The sequence below is a fragment of the Mesorhizobium sp. LNJC405B00 genome, assembly GCF_000502615.1.
Taxonomy (GTDB): Bacteria; Pseudomonadota; Alphaproteobacteria; order Rhizobiales; family Rhizobiaceae; genus Mesorhizobium.
In genome coordinates this window covers 31,957-47,453 of sequence record NZ_AYWC01000011.1, presented here as the reverse complement: position 1 = coordinate 47,453, position 15,497 = coordinate 31,957, and the positions used below count along the sequence as shown (strand labels likewise).

Annotated in this window: 16 protein-coding genes and 2 pseudogenes; 15 read left to right on the top strand and 3 right to left on the bottom strand. The window is 62.4% G+C overall.

Going from position 1 to position 15,497, the window contains the following annotated elements; genetic code table 11:
• Positions 1 to 24: 24 nt before the first annotated feature.
• Positions 25 to 1,599: a trimethylamine methyltransferase family protein gene (locus X756_RS145775; RefSeq protein WP_023670403.1), complete on the bottom strand. Its 1,575-nt coding sequence runs from the start codon at positions 1,597 to 1,599 to the stop codon at positions 25 to 27.
• A gap of 261 nt (positions 1,600 to 1,860) precedes the next feature.
• Between X756_RS145775 and X756_RS01000000165805 the strand changes: the two are divergent.
• Positions 1,861 to 2,635 (top strand): annotated as a pseudogene (locus X756_RS01000000165805) (B12-binding domain-containing protein).
• A gap of 86 nt (positions 2,636 to 2,721) precedes the next feature.
• On the opposite strand, the gene X756_RS09620 reads toward X756_RS01000000165805, so the two are convergent.
• Positions 2,722 to 2,862 (bottom strand): entericidin A/B family lipoprotein, encoded by a 141-nt coding sequence (locus X756_RS09620; protein WP_023670401.1) that lies wholly within the window; start codon positions 2,860 to 2,862, stop codon positions 2,722 to 2,724.
• A gap of 65 nt (positions 2,863 to 2,927) precedes the next feature.
• Between X756_RS09620 and X756_RS145780 the strand changes: the two genes are divergently transcribed.
• The 10 genes and pseudogenes from X756_RS145780 (at position 2,928) to X756_RS01000000165800 (ending at position 12,117) form a co-directional block, all read left to right on the top strand.
• Positions 2,928 to 3,557, top strand: a complete 630-nt coding sequence (locus X756_RS145780) for a DUF1638 domain-containing protein (protein WP_023730690.1) — start codon at positions 2,928 to 2,930, stop codon at positions 3,555 to 3,557.
• Positions 3,558 to 3,671: 114 nt separating this feature from the next.
• Positions 3,672 to 4,247 carry a DUF4893 domain-containing protein gene (locus X756_RS145785; RefSeq protein ID WP_023730689.1) on the top strand — a complete coding sequence of 192 codons (576 nt, stop codon included), beginning with the start codon at positions 3,672 to 3,674 and terminating at the stop codon, positions 4,245 to 4,247.
• A 110-nt stretch (positions 4,248 to 4,357) separates the two neighbouring features.
• Positions 4,358 to 5,140 (top strand): formyl transferase, encoded by a 783-nt coding sequence (locus tag X756_RS145790; protein WP_023696448.1) that lies wholly within the window; start codon positions 4,358 to 4,360, stop codon positions 5,138 to 5,140.
• Between the two features lie 188 nt (positions 5,141 to 5,328).
• Complete coding sequence (locus X756_RS145795; protein ID WP_023670397.1) at positions 5,329 to 5,631, top strand: virulence factor; 303 nt, start codon at positions 5,329 to 5,331, stop codon at positions 5,629 to 5,631.
• Complete coding sequence (locus tag X756_RS145800) at positions 5,624 to 6,247, top strand: methylenetetrahydrofolate reductase C-terminal domain-containing protein (protein ID WP_023696447.1); 624 nt, start codon at positions 5,624 to 5,626, stop codon at positions 6,245 to 6,247. The genes X756_RS145795 and X756_RS145800 overlap by 8 nt, the downstream gene beginning before the upstream one ends.
• Complete coding sequence (locus tag X756_RS145805) at positions 6,244 to 7,335, top strand: methylenetetrahydrofolate reductase (RefSeq protein WP_023670395.1); 1,092 nt, start codon at positions 6,244 to 6,246, stop codon at positions 7,333 to 7,335. Before X756_RS145800 ends, X756_RS145805 begins: the two co-directional genes overlap by 4 nt.
• Before the next feature lie 80 nt (positions 7,336 to 7,415).
• A complete protein-coding gene (locus X756_RS145810) occupies positions 7,416 to 8,390 on the top strand; it encodes a methyltetrahydrofolate cobalamin methyltransferase (protein ID WP_023670394.1) in 975 nt (324 codons plus the stop codon).
• Positions 8,341 to 10,470, top strand: a complete 2,130-nt coding sequence (locus tag X756_RS145815; protein WP_032905612.1) for an ASKHA domain-containing protein — start codon at positions 8,341 to 8,343, stop codon at positions 10,468 to 10,470. The genes X756_RS145810 and X756_RS145815 overlap by 50 nt, the downstream gene beginning before the upstream one ends.
• A gap of 186 nt (positions 10,471 to 10,656) precedes the next feature.
• The gene (locus X756_RS1000000169450; RefSeq protein ID WP_196813564.1) at positions 10,657 to 10,824 is read left to right on the top strand and encodes a hypothetical protein; all 168 of its coding nucleotides are present in this window, start codon (positions 10,657 to 10,659) and stop codon (positions 10,822 to 10,824) included.
• Between the two features lie 251 nt (positions 10,825 to 11,075).
• A pseudogene (locus X756_RS01000000165800) lies at positions 11,076 to 12,117 on the top strand (alpha/beta hydrolase).
• 124 nt (positions 12,118 to 12,241) lie between these two features.
• On the opposite strand, the gene X756_RS145820 reads toward X756_RS01000000165800, so the two are convergent.
• Entirely contained in the window at positions 12,242 to 13,141 is a 900-nt protein-coding gene (locus tag X756_RS145820) for a LysR substrate-binding domain-containing protein (protein WP_023670389.1), read from the bottom strand.
• Positions 13,142 to 13,343: 202 nt separating this feature from the next.
• Here X756_RS145820 and X756_RS145825 point away from each other — a divergent pair, with 202 nt between their 5' ends.
• The 4 genes from X756_RS145825 to X756_RS1000000167835 all read left to right on the top strand — a co-directional run bounded on the left by X756_RS145825 (position 13,344) and on the right by X756_RS1000000167835 (position 15,496).
• Entirely contained in the window at positions 13,344 to 13,529 is a 186-nt protein-coding gene (locus tag X756_RS145825) for a hypothetical protein (protein ID WP_023681786.1), read from the top strand.
• A gap of 363 nt (positions 13,530 to 13,892) precedes the next feature.
• Positions 13,893 to 14,027: a hypothetical protein gene (locus tag X756_RS1000000170430; RefSeq protein WP_023681787.1), complete on the top strand. Its 135-nt coding sequence runs from the start codon at positions 13,893 to 13,895 to the stop codon at positions 14,025 to 14,027.
• Between the two features lie 349 nt (positions 14,028 to 14,376).
• Entirely contained in the window at positions 14,377 to 15,315 is a 939-nt protein-coding gene (locus tag X756_RS145830) for a GlxA family transcriptional regulator (RefSeq protein ID WP_348524244.1), read from the top strand.
• 7 nt (positions 15,316 to 15,322) lie between these two features.
• Entirely contained in the window at positions 15,323 to 15,496 is a 174-nt protein-coding gene (locus X756_RS1000000167835) for a DUF1778 domain-containing protein (protein WP_084569949.1), read from the top strand.
• The last annotated feature ends 1 nt before the right edge of the window (position 15,497 follow it).

Sequence of the window (15,497 nt, the reverse complement as noted above, 5' to 3'; positions counted from 1 at the left end):
AGCCCCGCCTGACTCGGGCTCCTTTCAGGTGAAGGCGTCAGCCATCGACGCCTTCTTCGTCGCTATGTAGTCCTTCAGGCCGTCGTCGATGCCCGGATCGAGATAAGGCGCCTCGTAGGTCTCCAGCCAGCGGCGGGCGAGTTCGTTGGCGCGCTGCGGCGCTGTCTTCTCGCCCTCGGCCAGCCACTGCTCGTAGGAATTGTTGTCGGCGATGCTGGAGCGGTAGAAGGCGGTCTGGAAATTGGCCTGGGTGTGGTCGCAGCCGAGATAGTGGCTGCCCGGGCCGACCTGGCGGATGGCGTCCATCGCCTGGCCGTTTTCCGACAGGTCGACGCCTTCGGAAAACTTTTGCGTCATGCCGAGCTGGTCGATGTCCATCATGAATTTTTCGTAGCAGGACGCCAGTCCGCCTTCGAGCCAGCCCGCCGAATGCAGGACGAAATTGGTGCCGGCAAGAATGGTCGAGTTGAGCGTGTTGGCGCTCTCATAGGCGGCCTGCGCGTCCGGAACCTTGGAGGCGCAGAGCGAGCCGCCGGTGCGGAACGGCAGACCGAGCCGGCGGGCAAGCTGTGCGGCGCCGTAGGAAACCAGCGACGGCTCCGGTGTGCCGAAGGTCGGCGCACCAGACTGCATGGAGATCGACGAGGCGAAGGTGCCGAACAGCACCGGCGCGCCGGGGCGGATCAACTGCGTGAAAGAGGCGCCGGCCAGCACCTCGGCCAGAACCTGGGTCAGCGTGCCGGCAACGGTCACCGGGCTCATCGCGCCGGCAAGGATGAACGGCGTGACGATGCAAGCCTGGTTGTGACGCGAATAAACCTTCAGCGCGCCCAGCATGGTTTCGTCGAACACCATCGGCGAATTGGCGTTGATCAGGCTGGTCAGCACGGTGTTGTTTTCGACGAAATCGTCGCCGAACACGATCTTGGCCATGGCGACGGTGTCTTCGGCCCGCTCTGGCGCCGTCACCGAACCCATGAACGGTTTGTCCGAATATTTGATGTGGCTGTAGATCATATCGAGATGGCGTTTGTTGACCGGCACGTCGACCGGCTCGCAAACCGTGCCGCCCGAATGGTGAATCGACGGCGCCATATAGGCGAGCTTCACGAAATTCCGGAAATCCTCGATCGTCGCGTAGCGCCTGACACCGTCGAGATCGCGCACGAAGGGCGGACCATAGACCGGCGCGAAGACCGTGGCGTTGCCGCCGATCTGCACCGAACGTTCGGCGTTGCGCGCATGCTGGGTGTAGATGGGCGGCGCGGTCTTCAGCAGCGAGCGGCAGAGGCCCTTGGGAAAATGCACGCGCTCGCCCTTGACGTCGGCGCCCGCCTCTTTCCAAAGCTGCAGCGCCTCGGCGTCGTCGCGAAAGATGATGCCGATCTCTTCCAGCACCGTATCGGTGTTGTTTTCGATAATCGCCAGGCCTTCCTCGTTGAGGACCTCATAGATGTTGATCTTGCGCTTGATATAGGTGAGCTGGGTGCCCGGTCCGCCGCCCGAGCGCGCCGCCCGCCTTGCAGCCGCGCCGCCGCTGGCAGCACGTCCACGTCGCGCATTGGACGCTTCCTGGTCGACTGACGCGTTTTCACTCATGATCGTTTTTCCCTAAAAACCGTTTGCGGCCGCGTATGGCGGCTTCTCGGCCGGATCGTAGCCATGCACCCTATTCGAAACGGCCCGCCAGCGCCAACGCCTGTCGCAAAATCGACAAGAATTCCAATAGATTTGCGGTCGCTTTCCTTTTGCGGGAAGTCGCAAATCAGCTATGGATACCTGCCCCCGCCGGGTTAGGTATTGACGCGATTATTTTAAGCCGCCGTGGTCGCATCCCGTGCGGCAAGGAGCCCGAGAAAAATGGCCGACGACGAGATCATCCTCTCCGAGCTTTCCGACGACGAGTTGGTGCAGCAGATGCACGACGATCTCTATGACGGGCTGAAGGAAGAGATCGAGGAAGGCACCAACATCCTGCTCGAGCGCGGCTGGGTGCCCTACAAGGTGCTGACCGAAGCTCTGGTCGAAGGCATGCGCATCGTCGGCGAGGACTTTCGCGACGGCATCCTGTTCGTTCCCGAGGTGCTGCTGTCGGCCAACGCCATGAAGGCCGGCATGTTCATCCTGCGCCCGCTGCTGGCCGCCACCGGCGCGCCGAAGCAGGGCAAGATGGTGATCGGCACCGTCAAGGGCGACATCCACGACATCGGCAAGAACCTCGTCGGCATGATGATGGANGGGCAAGATGGTGATCGGCACCGTCAAGGGCGACATCCACGACATCGGCAAGAACCTCGTCGGCATGATGATGGAAGGCGCCGGCTTCGACGTCATCGATCTCGGCATCAACAATGCGGTGGAAAAATACCTCGACGCCATCGAGCAGCACCAGCCCGACATTATCGGCATGTCGGCGCTTTTGACCACGACCATGCCCTACATGAAGGTCGTCATCGACACGATGAAGGAAAAGGGCATCCGCGACGACTATGTCGTCCTGGTCGGCGGCGCGCCGCTCAACGAGGAATTCGGCAAGGCCGTCGGCGCCGATGCCTATTGCCGCGACGCGGCTGTGGCGGTCGAGACCGCGAAGGACTTCATGAAGCGCAAGCATAATATGCGCGCTTCAGCCTGATCTCTTCCGCAAGGCGTCTGGCCCACAATCGAAAGCCGCGCCTTGCAGCGCGGCTTTTTTGTTCCCAGCTGGAACGGATGGCTGCGTCAGGGTTTGGTGACGGTGTCGTCGACGGCTTTCGCAGTCGATTTGATATCCCGGCCGACACCACGGACGGTGTTGGCACAGGCCGTAAGCGCCAGGACGCAGGCAAGGATTGCAATCGGCGCAACGCGTAACAGTTTCATGGACGGTTTATCCCTCTCTCGATAGATTCGCCCCACAGCAACGAAGGCCGCTTCGACCGGGTTCCATGGCCAGAATGCAAAAAACGAAACCGAATCAGGACGACAGGCTGCTGGTCATCGCCTGTGGAATGATTGCGCGCGAAGTTTTGGCCGTCAAGGAGCAGCTCAAGCTCGACCATCTCGACCTGACCTGCCTGCCGGCGGAGTTCCATTTCTACCCCGACCGCATCGCGCCGGCGATGGACAAGGCGATCGAGAAAGCCAAGGCGGAAGGCTACAGCAACATCTTCGTCGGCTATGCCGATTGCGGCACTGGCGGCATGCTCGACCGGATCCTGGAGAAGCACGGCGTCGAGCGCATGGCCGGGCCGCACTGCTTTGCCTTCTACCAGGGCATGGACGCCTATGCGAAGGTCGCCGACGACGACATGATGTCGTTCTACATGACAGACTTCCTGTGCCGCCAGTTCGACGCCTTCTTCATGAAGCCGCTCGGCCTCGACAAGCACCCGGAACTGATCAAGGATTATTTCGGCAACTACCAAAAGCTGATCTACATCGCCCAGACCGACGATCCGGAACTCGACAAGGTCGCCGAGAAGGCCGCGAAACTACTTGGCCTCGCCTATGAACGGCGCCCGACGGGCTATGGCGACCTGACGGCCGGGCTGGCGCAGGCCGCCGCCCACGCCTGAAGCGGTTCTTGAGCCGGGATGCTGTCGAGAACAGATGACAGGCCGCCGCGGATGGTTAAGTTGTGAGCCACAAGCAAACAGGCTGATTCAGCCATCCGAACACGGAACGTCCCGATGACCCCTCGCCTCCTGCTCGCCGCCCTTGGCCTCCTCTGCCTCGTCTTGCCCGCTCGCGCCGACGGCGAGGTGCAGAAGATCATCACGCCTGCCGACAAGGTGCGGCTCGACAAATATGGCGAGACCCGCAAGGCGGCGCTGGCCGAGGCAAAAGCGGGAGACCCGGCTGAGGTCAGCCAACTCGACGCGCTGCTGGCAAAGCCGATAGTGGCCTTTTCCGACAAGGACCTGAGCGGCAACTGGCAATGCCGAACCATCAAGGTGGGCCTGACCGGCCCGCTGGTCATCTATGGCTGGTTCAAGTGCAAGGTCACGGACGATGGCTCCGGCTGGCAGCTGGAAAAGGTCAGCGGCTCGCAACGCACCAAGGGCCGTTTCTTCGACGATAGCGAAAAACGCGCGATCTATCTCGGCTCCGGCTATGTCAATGACAACAAGCCAAAACCCTATGGCAGCGGCCCGGAAAGCGACCAGGTCGGCTATGCCTTCCGCACCAGCGCCAATGAATGGCGCATCGAATTCCCGGCGCCCTACTACGAATCGAAACTTGACATCATCGAGTTCAAGCGCTGATCCGTTGGTCTCTCGCTGGCCGGGCGGTCATCAAGATTTAACCTCGCCCGGCACAGAATTGAGCCGGGCAGCGCACGGCAAATGGTTGCGCGCCGGCAAGAAAGCGCGCCATGGCATCAGCGGTTGAAAAAAGTGCTGCGATCGTCATCGTCACCGAAGGCGGGCCGCACACCTGGGCCATCGTCAACGCCATCGCCGACCAGTTCGGTCCTGTCAGCGTCATCCTCGAAAGCCCTGAATCCAAAAAACAATTGCTGCTCGGCCGGGCGCGCCGCCAAGGCTTGTTTTCGGCCATCGGCCAGCTTGGCACGATGGTGCTGACCAGGCTCGGCAAACGCTTCTTCGCCGGGCACGCGGAGCGGCTGATCGCAGCGCAAAAACTGCAGACAGAGCCGAGGCCGGGACAAAAGATCATCCACGTCTCCTCCGCCGACGGGCCCGATTGCCTGCAGGCGGTCGCCGACATCCGCCCGGGCGTGGTGCTGCTCGCCGGCTGCCGGATTTTGTCCCGGCAGACGCTGGCGCAAATGCCCTGCCCGGTGCTCAACTACCACGCCGGCATCGCGCCCAAATACCGCGGCATGAATGGCGGCTACTGGGCGCTGGCCTCCGGCGATCTCCAGAATTTCGGCACCACCGTGCATCTGGTCGACGGCGGCGTCGACACCGGCGGCGTGTTGAAACAGGCGCGCGGCAAGCCGGAGCCCGGCGACACGATTTCGAGCTATGCGTTGCGCCAGGCGGCGTTCTCGCGCGACATCTGCGTCGGGGCGGTCCGCGACGCCTTGGACGGAAAGTTGGCCACGATCAAGCCGGACCTGCCCTCGAAACAATGGTACCACCCGACGATCTGGTTCTATCTCTGGACCGGCCTGACCAAGCGGGTTTGGTAGCCAGCCTTCCCTCGGAATCTCGCCTTTCTTTTTGCGACTCTCAATAGCGTCGCTTTTGAATGCGCGCGCGTCGTCCCATAACAAGCAGCCCCACTGCGCATCCGGCAATGCTCGCACCAGCTGGATAAAGTGGTGGAACGTCGTTTCCCTCATGGACGCACGGCGCTCTACAGGGAGTGAGAGAATTCATGGCCGATCTGATTGTCGTCTATTGGCGCGACATCCCCGCCCAGGTCATCGTCAAGAAGGGCCGGCAGAACGCCAAGCGCGAACTGCCGCTGCGCTTCACCGAGGCGATCGATATGTGCGCCATGCGCACCGGCGCCGGCGGCACCGACGATTACCTCGCCGAATGGCGCAAGGCCGATCCGATCCCGGTCGGCGACGACCTCGAAGCCGAGGTCGAGAAGGCATTCAGCGACATCGACGCGAAATACGACCGCGAGCGGCTGGTCGCTCTGGTCAAGGCGGGCGGGAAAGAAAATGTCTGAAACCACTCCTGCCAAAGAGGGGCCAAGGGTTACCCAGCCGGTTACCCAGGCCACTCAGGTCAAGAAAGCAGCGCCGAAATCGGACTACAAGCCGGCCGACGTATCGCCGCAGCGGCGCGTGCAGCGCTCGTTTGCGATCAGGCTGTGGTCGATCCGCCATTCGCGATTGCTCGAATGGTTCTACTCCAGATTCGCAGACATGTTCCTGCTGCTCCATCCGCTGTGGAAAGGCCTTGGCTACGGCCGCGTCGAAGCGCCGATCAAGTTCGTTGAAAAACGCGTAAAAGGCTTCATGTTCGACTGCCGCATGTGCGGTCAGTGCATATTGTCCTCGACCGGCATGTCGTGCCCGATGAACTGCCCCAAGCAGCTGCGCAACGGCCCGTGTGGCGGCGTGCGCGCCAACGGCAATTGCGAGGTCGAGCCCGACATGCCTTGCGTCTGGGTCAAGGCCTGGGAAGGTTCGCGGAACATGGAGCATGGCGACAGGATCCTGACCGTTCAGAAGCCCGTAGACCAGTCGCTGCGCGAAACCTCGGCCTGGCTGCGGGTGACGGCGCAGTCGGCAGCGGCCCGTGAAGCCGCTGCCAAAGCCAACACTGGAGCGGCCGCGTGATCGGCCGCCAGCGCGACGAAAACCCGGCCGGCATCCATCTGCCGCTCGATCCCCTGCCCGGCCACTCCTCACGTGGCCGACTGGAGCGTGTGCTGCGGCGCGGCGAATTCGCGGTTACCACCGAGCTCAACCCGCCCGACAGCGCCGATCCCGAAGACGTCTATAACCGCGCGAAAATCTTCGACGGCTGGGTCGACGCCATCAATGCCGTCGATGCCTCCGGCGCCAACTGCCACATGTCCTCGGTCGGCATCTGCGCGCTTTTGACCCGCATGGGCTATGCCCCGATCATGCAGATTGCCTGCCGTGACAGGAACCGGATCGCCATCCAGGGCGACGTGCTGGGCGGTGCGGCGATGGGCGTCGCCAACATGCTGTGCCTCACCGGCGACGGCGTCCAGGCCGGCGACCAGCCCGGCGCCAAGCCTGTCTTCGACCTCGATTCCATGTCGTTGCTGGAAACCTGCCGCATCATGCGCGACAACGGCAAGTTCCTGTCCGGCCGCAAGTTGACGACGCCGCCGCAAATTTTCCTCGGCGCCGCCGTCAACCCCTTCGCGCCACCCTTCGATTTCCGCCCGATCCATCTCGGCAAAAAGATCGCCGCCGGCGCGCAGTTCGTGCAGACGCAGTATTGCTTCGACGTGCCGATGTTCAGAACCTTCATGCAGAGGGCGCGGGACTTGGGGCATACGGAAAAAGTTTTCATCCTGTGCGGCGTCGGCCCGCTGGCTTCGGCCAAGACGGCCAAATGGATCCGCTCCAACGTGCCCGGCATCCATATTCCGGACGAGATCATCAAGCGGCTGGAAGGTGCGCAGGACCAGAAGAAGGAAGGCAAGCAGCTCTGCACCGACATCATCAACGAGGTGAAGGAAATTCCTGGTGTCTCCGGCATCCATGTGATGGCCTACCGCCAGGAGGAATATGTCGCCGAGATCGTCGATGAATCGGGCGTGCTGAAAGGCCGCCAGCCATGGAAACGCGAGATCCGCCACGACGATCAGATGGTCGCCGACCGGCTCGAGAGCATACTGCACGACGACATTACCGAAACGCAGGTGGATATGGTGAAGACCGCGCACTGACAGCGCGGACGGCCAGCCATTCGCTTGAATGAAACCAGACAACGATATAAAGAAATCTTTATATCAGGCGGAGAGACTTCATGACCCGGACCATCGTCGCCTCGGCGACACGAGAGATCATCATCGGCTTCGACCAGCCTTTCTGCGTCATCGGCGAGCGCATCAACCCGACCGGCCGCAAGAAGCTGGCCGCCGAGATGATCGCCGGCAATTTCGAGACCGTCATCAAGGATGCGCTGGAACAGGCCGCCTGCGGCGCCACCATGCTCGACGTCAATGCCGGCGTCACCTCCGTTAATCCGAACGAAACCGAACCCGGCCTGCTCGTGCAGACGCTGGAGATCGTCCAGGGCCTTGTCGACCTGCCGTTGTCGATCGACTCGTCGGTGACCGCCGCCATCGAGGCAGCGCTCAAGGTCGCCAAGGGTCGGCCGCTGGTCAACTCCGTGACCGGCGAAGAGGAAAAGCTCGAAGCCATCCTGCCGCTGGTCAAGAAGTACAACGTTCCGGTCGTCGCCATCTCCAACGACGAGACCGGCATTTCGATGGATCCGGATGTGCGCTTCGCCGTCGCCAAGAAGATCGTGCAGCGCTGCGCCGATTTCGGCATTCCGGCGCATGACGTCGTCGTCGACCCGCTGGTGATGCCGATCGGCGCGCTCGGCGATGCCGGCCGCCAGGTCTTCGCGTTGCTGCGCCGTCTGCGCGAAGAGCTCAAGGTCAACACCACTTGCGGCCTGTCCAACATTTCGTTCGGCCTGCCGCACCGCCACGGCATCAACGCCGCCTTCATCCCGATGGTGATCGGCGCCGGCATGACTAGCGCTATCATGAACCCGGTTCGCCCGCAGGAAATGGAAGCCGTGCGCGGCGCCAATGTGCTCAACGGCACCGACGAGAACTGCACCAACTGGATCCGCACCTACAAGGATTACAAACCGGCCGAAGGCGGCCAGGCGGTCGCAGCGCCCACCGCCGTTAACGCTCCGGGCGAAGGCGGCGGCAATGGCGGTCGCCGGCGCGGCGGCCGTGAAGCCCGCATGGCCAGGGGATAAGCGCGCAATCGTGAACTCGCCTGCAAACATTACCGATCCGCTCGTGCTGTTCATGCCGTCAGGCAAGCGCGGGCGGTTTCCCGTCGGCACACCGGTGCTCGATGCCGCGCGTCAGCTCGGCGTCTATGTCGAGAGCGTCTGCGGTGGCCGCGCTACCTGCGGTCGCTGCCAGATCGAAGTGCAGGAAGGCAATTTCGCCAAGCACAAGATCGTCTCGTCCAACGACCACATCTCGCCCAAGGGCGCCAAGGAAGAGCGATATGAGCGCGTCCGCGGCCTGCCCGAGCGGCGGCGCCTGTCCTGCTCGGCGCAGATCCTCGGCGACCTCGTCATCGACGTGCCGCAGGACACGGTCATCAACGCCCAGACCATCCGCAAGGATGCCGACACGCGCGTCATCGCCCGCGATGCGGCAATCCGCATGTGCTATGTCGAGATCGAAGAGCCCGACATGCACAAGCCGCTGGGCGATCTCGACCGCCTCAAGATCGCCTTGATGAAGGATTGGGGCTTTAAAAACCTCGAATTCGACTTCTACCTGATGCCGCAGGTGCAAGGCATACTGCGCAAGGGTAACTGGACCGCGACCGCGGCCATCCACAAGGATGCCGAAAGCGACATCGCCCGCGTCATAGCACTCTGGCCCGGCCTCAAGAACGAGGCCTATGGACTGGCCTGCGACATCGGCTCGACCACCATCGCCATGCATCTGGTGTCGTTGCTGTCGGGCCGCGTCGCCGCTTCGTCAGGCACCTCCAACCCGCAGATCCGCTTCGGCGAGGATCTGATGAGCCGCGTCTCCTATGTGATGATGAACCCGGACGGCCGCGAAGGCATGACGGTCGCCGTACGCGAGGCGATCTCGGGCCTGGTCGACAAGGTCTGCGCGGAAGGCAATGTCCAGCGCAACGACATCCTGGATTCCGTCTTTGTCGGCAATCCGATCATGCACCATCTGTTCCTCGGCATCGATCCGACCGAACTCGGCGGCGCGCCCTTCGCACTCGCCGTCTCGGGCGCGGTGCGCATCAAGGCCTCCGATATCGGCCTGAAGCTCAACCAGGGCGCCCGCCTCTATATGCTGCCTTGTATTGCCGGCCATGTCGGCGCCGACGCCGCAGCCGTGACGCTGTCGGAAGGCCCGCATCGCCAGGACGAGATGATGCTGATCGTTGACGTCGGCACCAATGCCGAGATCGTGCTTGGCAACCGCAAGCGGGTGGTCGCAGCCTCCTCGCCCACCGGTCCCGCCTTCGAGGGCGCGGAAATCTCCGGCGGCCAGCGCGCTGCCCCCGGCGCAATCGAGCGCGTGCGCATCGACCCCGATACGCTGGAGCCGAAATACCGCGTCATCGGCTCTGAACTCTGGTCCGACGACCCCGGCTTCCTGGATAGCGTGCAGGCGACCGGCGTCACCGGCATTTGCGGCTCCGGCATCATCGAGATCGTGGCCGAAATGTACCTCGCCGGCATCATCTCCGAGGATGGCGTCATCGACGGGTCGCTGGCCGAGCGGTCGCCGCGCGTCACGGTCAACGGCCGCACCTTCTCTTATGTCTTGAAGGAAGGCGAACCCAAGATCACCATCACGCAGACCGACGTGCGCGCCATCCAGCTTGCCAAGGCGGCGCTCTATGCCGGCACCAAGCTTCTGATGGAAAAGCAGAACACCGAACACGTCGACCGCATCCATTTCGCCGGCGCGTTCGGCTCGTTCATCGATCCGAAATACGCCATGGTGCTCGGCCTGATCCCGGATTGCGACCTCGACAAGGTCTCGGCCGTCGGCAACGCCGCCGGCGCCGGTGCGCGGATGGCGCTGCTCAATCGTGGCTATCGCCGCGAGATCGAGGACACGGTCAGCCACATCGAGAAGATCGAGACCGCTCTGGAGCCGAAATTCCAGGAGCATTTCGTCTACGCGATGGCGCTTCCCAACAAGGTCGATCCGTTCCCGAAACTGTCGGCGGCGGTGAAATTGCCGCCACGCAAGACCGTCAGCGAGGATGGCGTCGCCGGCGACGCCGCCCCGCGCCGGCGTTCGCGCGAAGGCCATGCCGCCAGGCGCAGCCGGGAATAAGCCGCCTTACGAAGGCCGCCAATTCGCCCAATTTCATTTGTATGCAAATGTTTCCAGATCGCACCGATCTGGAAACCGAAACGCTGTTTTGGCGCAATCCGTCCGATACAGACGTGAAGCATTTAACGGACATCGAATGGCGGACCGGACTATTCCGCCGCCACAACGCTCCAAAGGAGAATAGAGATGTTCGAGACCCTGGGCCGTTTTCGTGCGGCCATGAAGAATGCACAGGCCGTGCGCGCCATGAACAACCTGCCACCCGAAATCCAGAAGGACATCGGCTGGCCCGTGTCGCCGCGCATCGACGCCCAGACCAACCTGTCGCGTCTGATCCTGGGCTCGGGCCGCTGATGACCTTCGCCGACAAGTGCAAATTGCTGACCAAGCGCCGGGGCCGCCGCATGGTCCCGGCTGCGACCGACGTCAAGCTGCGCGCCGCGCTGCTGCCCCGGCGCTGAGCCGCGCTGCGCAAAACAGCGGACCTGGCTGATCAAACAACCGTGTTGGCTTGGGCCAGAATCTTGACATTTCGGCTGGAGGTACGATCTTCGAGACAGTGGGGGAATTCTCTTAGTCGGCTGCGGCCGAGCTTGTGTACGCGAATGCCCAGTTTCAAAAGCCACCTCGTTTCCTTCATCCTCCGGCACAGCCGCAAGAAGGCATTTGCCAGCCCGGAAAACCTGCAGCGCTGGATCGCATATGCCCGCAAGACCGAGGATCATCATCCCCCGGCATTGCTGCGGGAGCAGCTCGATATCACCGAGCGCAGCGTCGATGGCTTCCCTGTCTATGAAATCGCGCCGAAGGCCGGCGAACGCAGGCGCATCCTCTACATGCATGGCGGCGCCTATGTCTTCCAGATCACATCCTATCATTGGGGGTTGATCGCCGAGGTGGCCGAGCGCTTGGGTTTCGGCATCACCGTGCCGATCTATCCCATCGCGCCGGAGCATGATTTCCACGCCATGTTCGGCATGGTCGGCGACGTCTACCGGCAGATGCTGGATGAGACCGACGCTGAAGACATCGTCTTCATGGGCGATTCCGCGGGCGGCAACATGGCCGTCGTGCTGACCATGATGGCGGCTGAGGAAGGCCTGCCCTTGCCGTCGCGCCACGTGCTGATTTCACCCGGCCTCGACATGTCGCTGTCCAACCCCGAAGTGTTCGAGGCGGAACGCAACGATCCGTGGCTCGGCATTTCCGGCGGGCTGGAANATGTCGCTGTCCAACCCCGAAGTGTTCGAGGCGGAACGCAACGATCCGTGGCTCGGCATTTCCGGCGGGCTGGAAGCGATCCGCATGTACAGTGCCGGCATCGATCGCAGGGACTGGCATATCAGTCCGCTCTATGGCGACCTCTCGGTGCTGCCGCAGACCCTGCTTCTGACCGGCTCGCACGACCTGCTCAGCCCCGACAATCTGATCTTCGCCAAAAAGGCACGCGCTGCCGGCGTCGATATCGACGTCGTCTATGAGGAAGGCATGTTCCACGTCTGGCCGCTGATCGAGATGCCGGAGGCGCGTCGCGCCAGGGACAGCATCGTCGCCTTCCTTGAAGGTGAGCCCACCAAGCGGCGCGCAACTGCGCGGCGCACGGCGCGACCCGCTCTCGCGGCGCGCCCCGCCCAAGCAGCGGAATAGCAGAGCAATTCCAGGAAAAGTGTAAAACGGTTTTCCCGGGAAAGCGTGTAGCGCTTTCCCTTGGGAATTGAGTCAAAACAAGGAGTTAGAGCGGCTCGCCGTTTCCGTGAAACGGTGAACCGCTCTAGAACTTGCCGGTTTCGCGGAAAAGCTCGAACGTCGCACGGATATGGTCGGCGACGGCCTTGACCGGCGCGCTGGCGTCCGGCGACACCACCATCGCCAGATTGTAGGTGCCGATATCGGGCATGCCGTCCTTCGGGCAAAGCTCGACCATGTCGTTGCCCAGGAACGACTTCGGCAACGGTGCAACCGCGAGATCCGACATGATGGCGGCGCGCTGGCCGGCCGTGTGGGCGCTCATATAGGCGATGCGGTAATTGCGGCCTTCACGGCTCAGCGCATCGAGCGCGCCGGCCCGCCAGGCGCAGCCCTCTTCCCACAGCGACACCGGCAAAGGCTCGCGCAGATGCGCGCTGCCGCCCTTGGCGCCGGCCCAGACGATCGGCTCGGTGAGCAGCACCTCGGCGCCGAGTGCGCTGGTCTTGTAGGAATTGGTCAGCAGCGTGATGTCGAGCGCCCGGTCGTCCATGCGGCGGCGCAGATTGCTGCTCTGGTCGATGGTGACGTCGACGGCAATCGACGGATGCGACTGCGCGAAACGCTTCAGCACATGCGGCAACACGCGCTCGCCATAGTCGTCCGGCGAGCCGAGCCGCACCACGCCGACGATCTCGGGGATGATGAACTTCGACACCACCTCGCGGTTGATCGACAACAGCCGGCGGGCATAACCGAGCAGCATCTCGCCATCCGTGGTCAGCGTCACCGAGCGCGCATCCCGCGCGAAAACAGAGCGCCCGAGAATGTCCTCGAGCTTCTTGATCTGCATGGAGACCGCCGACGGCGTGCGGAACACCGCATTGGCCGCCGTGGTGAAACTGCCGGTCTCTGCAATGGCCACGAAGGTGCGCAAAACGTCGAGATCGAGCAGCGGCAGCGGATGATTGAGTGGGGCGTTCATCGGGATCGACCTTCAATTTTTCTGATGTGAAGCATCATTCCATTTCGTTTGATTGAACATCAGATTGGGAGGATAGTCAACTCCATCGAAGGCAGGACGTGCCATGGCTCCAACGCTCCTGACACGGAATTGCACTCGATGCGGAATATCCAGGCGACGGAACGCGTTCATGCGGGACGTGCCACAACCAAAGGAGAATGAAATGTCTATCCTGTCATCCATCGGTCGGCTTGCGACCGAATTGAGCGCGGCCCGCGCCCGCTTCCAGACCGAACGTGCGATCCGCTCGCTACCGATCGAACTGCAGAAGGATATCGGCTGGCCTGAAGCTGCCGACACCAAGACCGGTGCACGCCACGGCGTCGGATCCTGGGCTGGAGCAAAGTAAACCATTGTGTACCTTGTGCTGAAGGCCTGCCGCGCAGACCAGCCCGGCAGGCCTTCTCTATTCGCCCTGCAGGCTTTCTCCAACTTATTTGCACTCAAATGATTTTCAGAGCCGTGTCGCCGCTGCATGGCGCATATGCGTCACTTGCATGGCGCCTCAATGTCGCCGGTAACACACTGTAAGTAATCGTAAATTTTGGGCACCATGCCCAATAATGTCGCAAACGATGTCGCATTTCCATTCAAGCGCTTCGCATTTGCGATTTAGTTTCTGCTCACGCAGGCCTATATCACCGTCAGCAAACGAGCTGCCCCACTCCATCAAGCGAAGGCGACCCGTCTGAGCAACCGATAGGAGATGATGATGAAGCTTTTTGCCCGCCTCTTTGCCCGCCGCGAAATGAACCTGACGACCGCTCTCGAGCGCCAGCGCCTTGCCAATACCATGCCCGGCCAGACCGGTGCCATGAATGCGGTGCGCCTCGGTTTCGTTGCCTGAGATAACGGCTAGCGCTCAGCGCTTCCCTGCCGCTGCCGATAGTCGATAACAGCGCCGCTTCGGCTTGACCGAAGCGGCGTTTCTCATTTTTGGCACCTATGCCGCCGCCACCATGCCCAATCCGTCGGCAGCCCGTGCCTGTCATCCCGGACGATTGCTCATTTGCGACCCATGTCGCAAATATAGTTTCCGCTTAGCCGCCTAGCCAATTGACAGGAATGGTTTTTCCTGATGTCGCTGTGCTGTTCGCGACATCCTGTTCGCGCCATGGCCGCGTGAGGTTCCCTTGAACGCCGTAAAGCATCCGATCAAGCGATCGTTTGTATTCTTCCTTGTCCCGGACTTCACCATGATCGCCTTTGCGACGGCGCTCGACCCGCTGCGCTCGGCCAACCGCATGCTTGGCTATGAGGCCTATCGCTGGCGCCTCGCCAGCATCGACGGCAAGCCGGTGCGCGCCTCCAACGGCGTCGAATGCGCCGTCAACACCTCGCTCGAGGAAGAGCGCAAGAAAATGGCCGGGCCGGATCGGCCGAACATGGCCATCGTCTGCAGCGGCATGAATGTCGAGCGCTACCAGAATAGGTCGGCCTTCGCCTGGCTGCGCGAGGAATACAACAGAGGCGTCGCGGTCGGCGGCCTGTGCACCGGCGCGCATATCCTTGCCGCCGCCGGCCTGCTCTCCAACAAGCGCTGCGCCATCCATTGGGAAAACCTGCCGGGCTTTTCCGAGGCCTTTCCCAAGGCCAACGTCTTTGCCGACCTCTTCGAGATCGACCAGAACATCTACACCTGCGCCGGCGGCACCGCCGCCCTCGACATGATGCTGAAGCTGATCGGCGACGACTTCGACGACAATCTGGTCAACCGCGTCTGCGAGCAGGTGTTGACCGACCGCGTGCGCAGCCCGACCGACCGCCAGCGCCTGCCGCTGCGCGCGCGCCTGGGCGTCCAGAATTCCAAGGTGCTGACCATCATCGAACTGATGGAAGGCAATCTCTCCGAACCGCTGTCGCTGATCGAGATCGCCGACCATGTCGACCTGTCGCGCCGCCAGATCGAGCGGCTGTTCCGCACCGAGATGGGCAGGTCCCCTGCCCGCTACTACCTGGAAATCCGCCTCGACCGCGCCCGGCACCTGCTGATTCAGTCGTCGATGCCGGTGGTCGAGGTAGCGGTCGCCTGCGGCTTCGTCTCGGCCTCGCATTTCTCCAAATGCTACCGCGAACTCTACGCCCGCTCGCCGCAGCAGGAGCGCGTCGACCGCAAGCAGCTGCTGGCGGCCTGAGAGTCACATGACCGCGCGAACGGCACTCTCCAAAGAACTCGCCGACCGGCAGAGTTTCCGCCTCGACGTCGAAAAATGGGCAGCATTCAAGGCGGCGTTGGAAACTCCTGCGCGTGACCTCCCACGCTTGAAGCGATTGCTGAGCGAACCGAGCATCTTTTCCGTAGGCAACCCAGCTTAGG

Excerpts from the sequence above, each read along its gene's own strand:
- X756_RS145775 (WP_023670403.1), bottom strand. The coding sequence starts at position 1,599 with ATGAGTGAAAACGCGTCAGTCGACCAGGAAGCGTCCAATGCGCGACGT.
- X756_RS09620 (WP_023670401.1), bottom strand. The coding sequence starts at position 2,862 with ATGAAACTGTTACGCGTTGCGCCGATTGCAATCCTTGCCTGCGTCCTG.
- X756_RS145780 (WP_023730690.1), top strand. The coding sequence starts at position 2,928 with ATGGCCAGAATGCAAAAAACGAAACCGAATCAGGACGACAGGCTGCTG.
- X756_RS145785 (WP_023730689.1), top strand. The coding sequence starts at position 3,672 with ATGACCCCTCGCCTCCTGCTCGCCGCCCTTGGCCTCCTCTGCCTCGTC.
- X756_RS145790 (WP_023696448.1), top strand. The coding sequence starts at position 4,358 with ATGGCATCAGCGGTTGAAAAAAGTGCTGCGATCGTCATCGTCACCGAA.
- X756_RS145795 (WP_023670397.1), top strand. The coding sequence starts at position 5,329 with ATGGCCGATCTGATTGTCGTCTATTGGCGCGACATCCCCGCCCAGGTC.
- X756_RS145800 (WP_023696447.1), top strand. The coding sequence starts at position 5,624 with ATGTCTGAAACCACTCCTGCCAAAGAGGGGCCAAGGGTTACCCAGCCG.
- X756_RS145810 (WP_023670394.1), top strand. The coding sequence starts at position 7,416 with ATGACCCGGACCATCGTCGCCTCGGCGACACGAGAGATCATCATCGGC.
- X756_RS145815 (WP_032905612.1), top strand. The coding sequence starts at position 8,341 with ATGGCGGTCGCCGGCGCGGCGGCCGTGAAGCCCGCATGGCCAGGGGAT.
- X756_RS1000000169450 (WP_196813564.1), top strand. The coding sequence starts at position 10,657 with ATGTTCGAGACCCTGGGCCGTTTTCGTGCGGCCATGAAGAATGCACAG.
- X756_RS145820 (WP_023670389.1), bottom strand. The coding sequence starts at position 13,141 with ATGAACGCCCCACTCAATCATCCGCTGCCGCTGCTCGATCTCGACGTT.
- X756_RS145825 (WP_023681786.1), top strand. The coding sequence starts at position 13,344 with ATGTCTATCCTGTCATCCATCGGTCGGCTTGCGACCGAATTGAGCGCG.
- X756_RS1000000170430 (WP_023681787.1), top strand. The coding sequence starts at position 13,893 with ATGAAGCTTTTTGCCCGCCTCTTTGCCCGCCGCGAAATGAACCTGACG.
- X756_RS145830 (WP_348524244.1), top strand. The coding sequence starts at position 14,377 with ATGATCGCCTTTGCGACGGCGCTCGACCCGCTGCGCTCGGCCAACCGC.
- X756_RS1000000167835 (WP_084569949.1), top strand. The coding sequence starts at position 15,323 with ATGACCGCGCGAACGGCACTCTCCAAAGAACTCGCCGACCGGCAGAGT.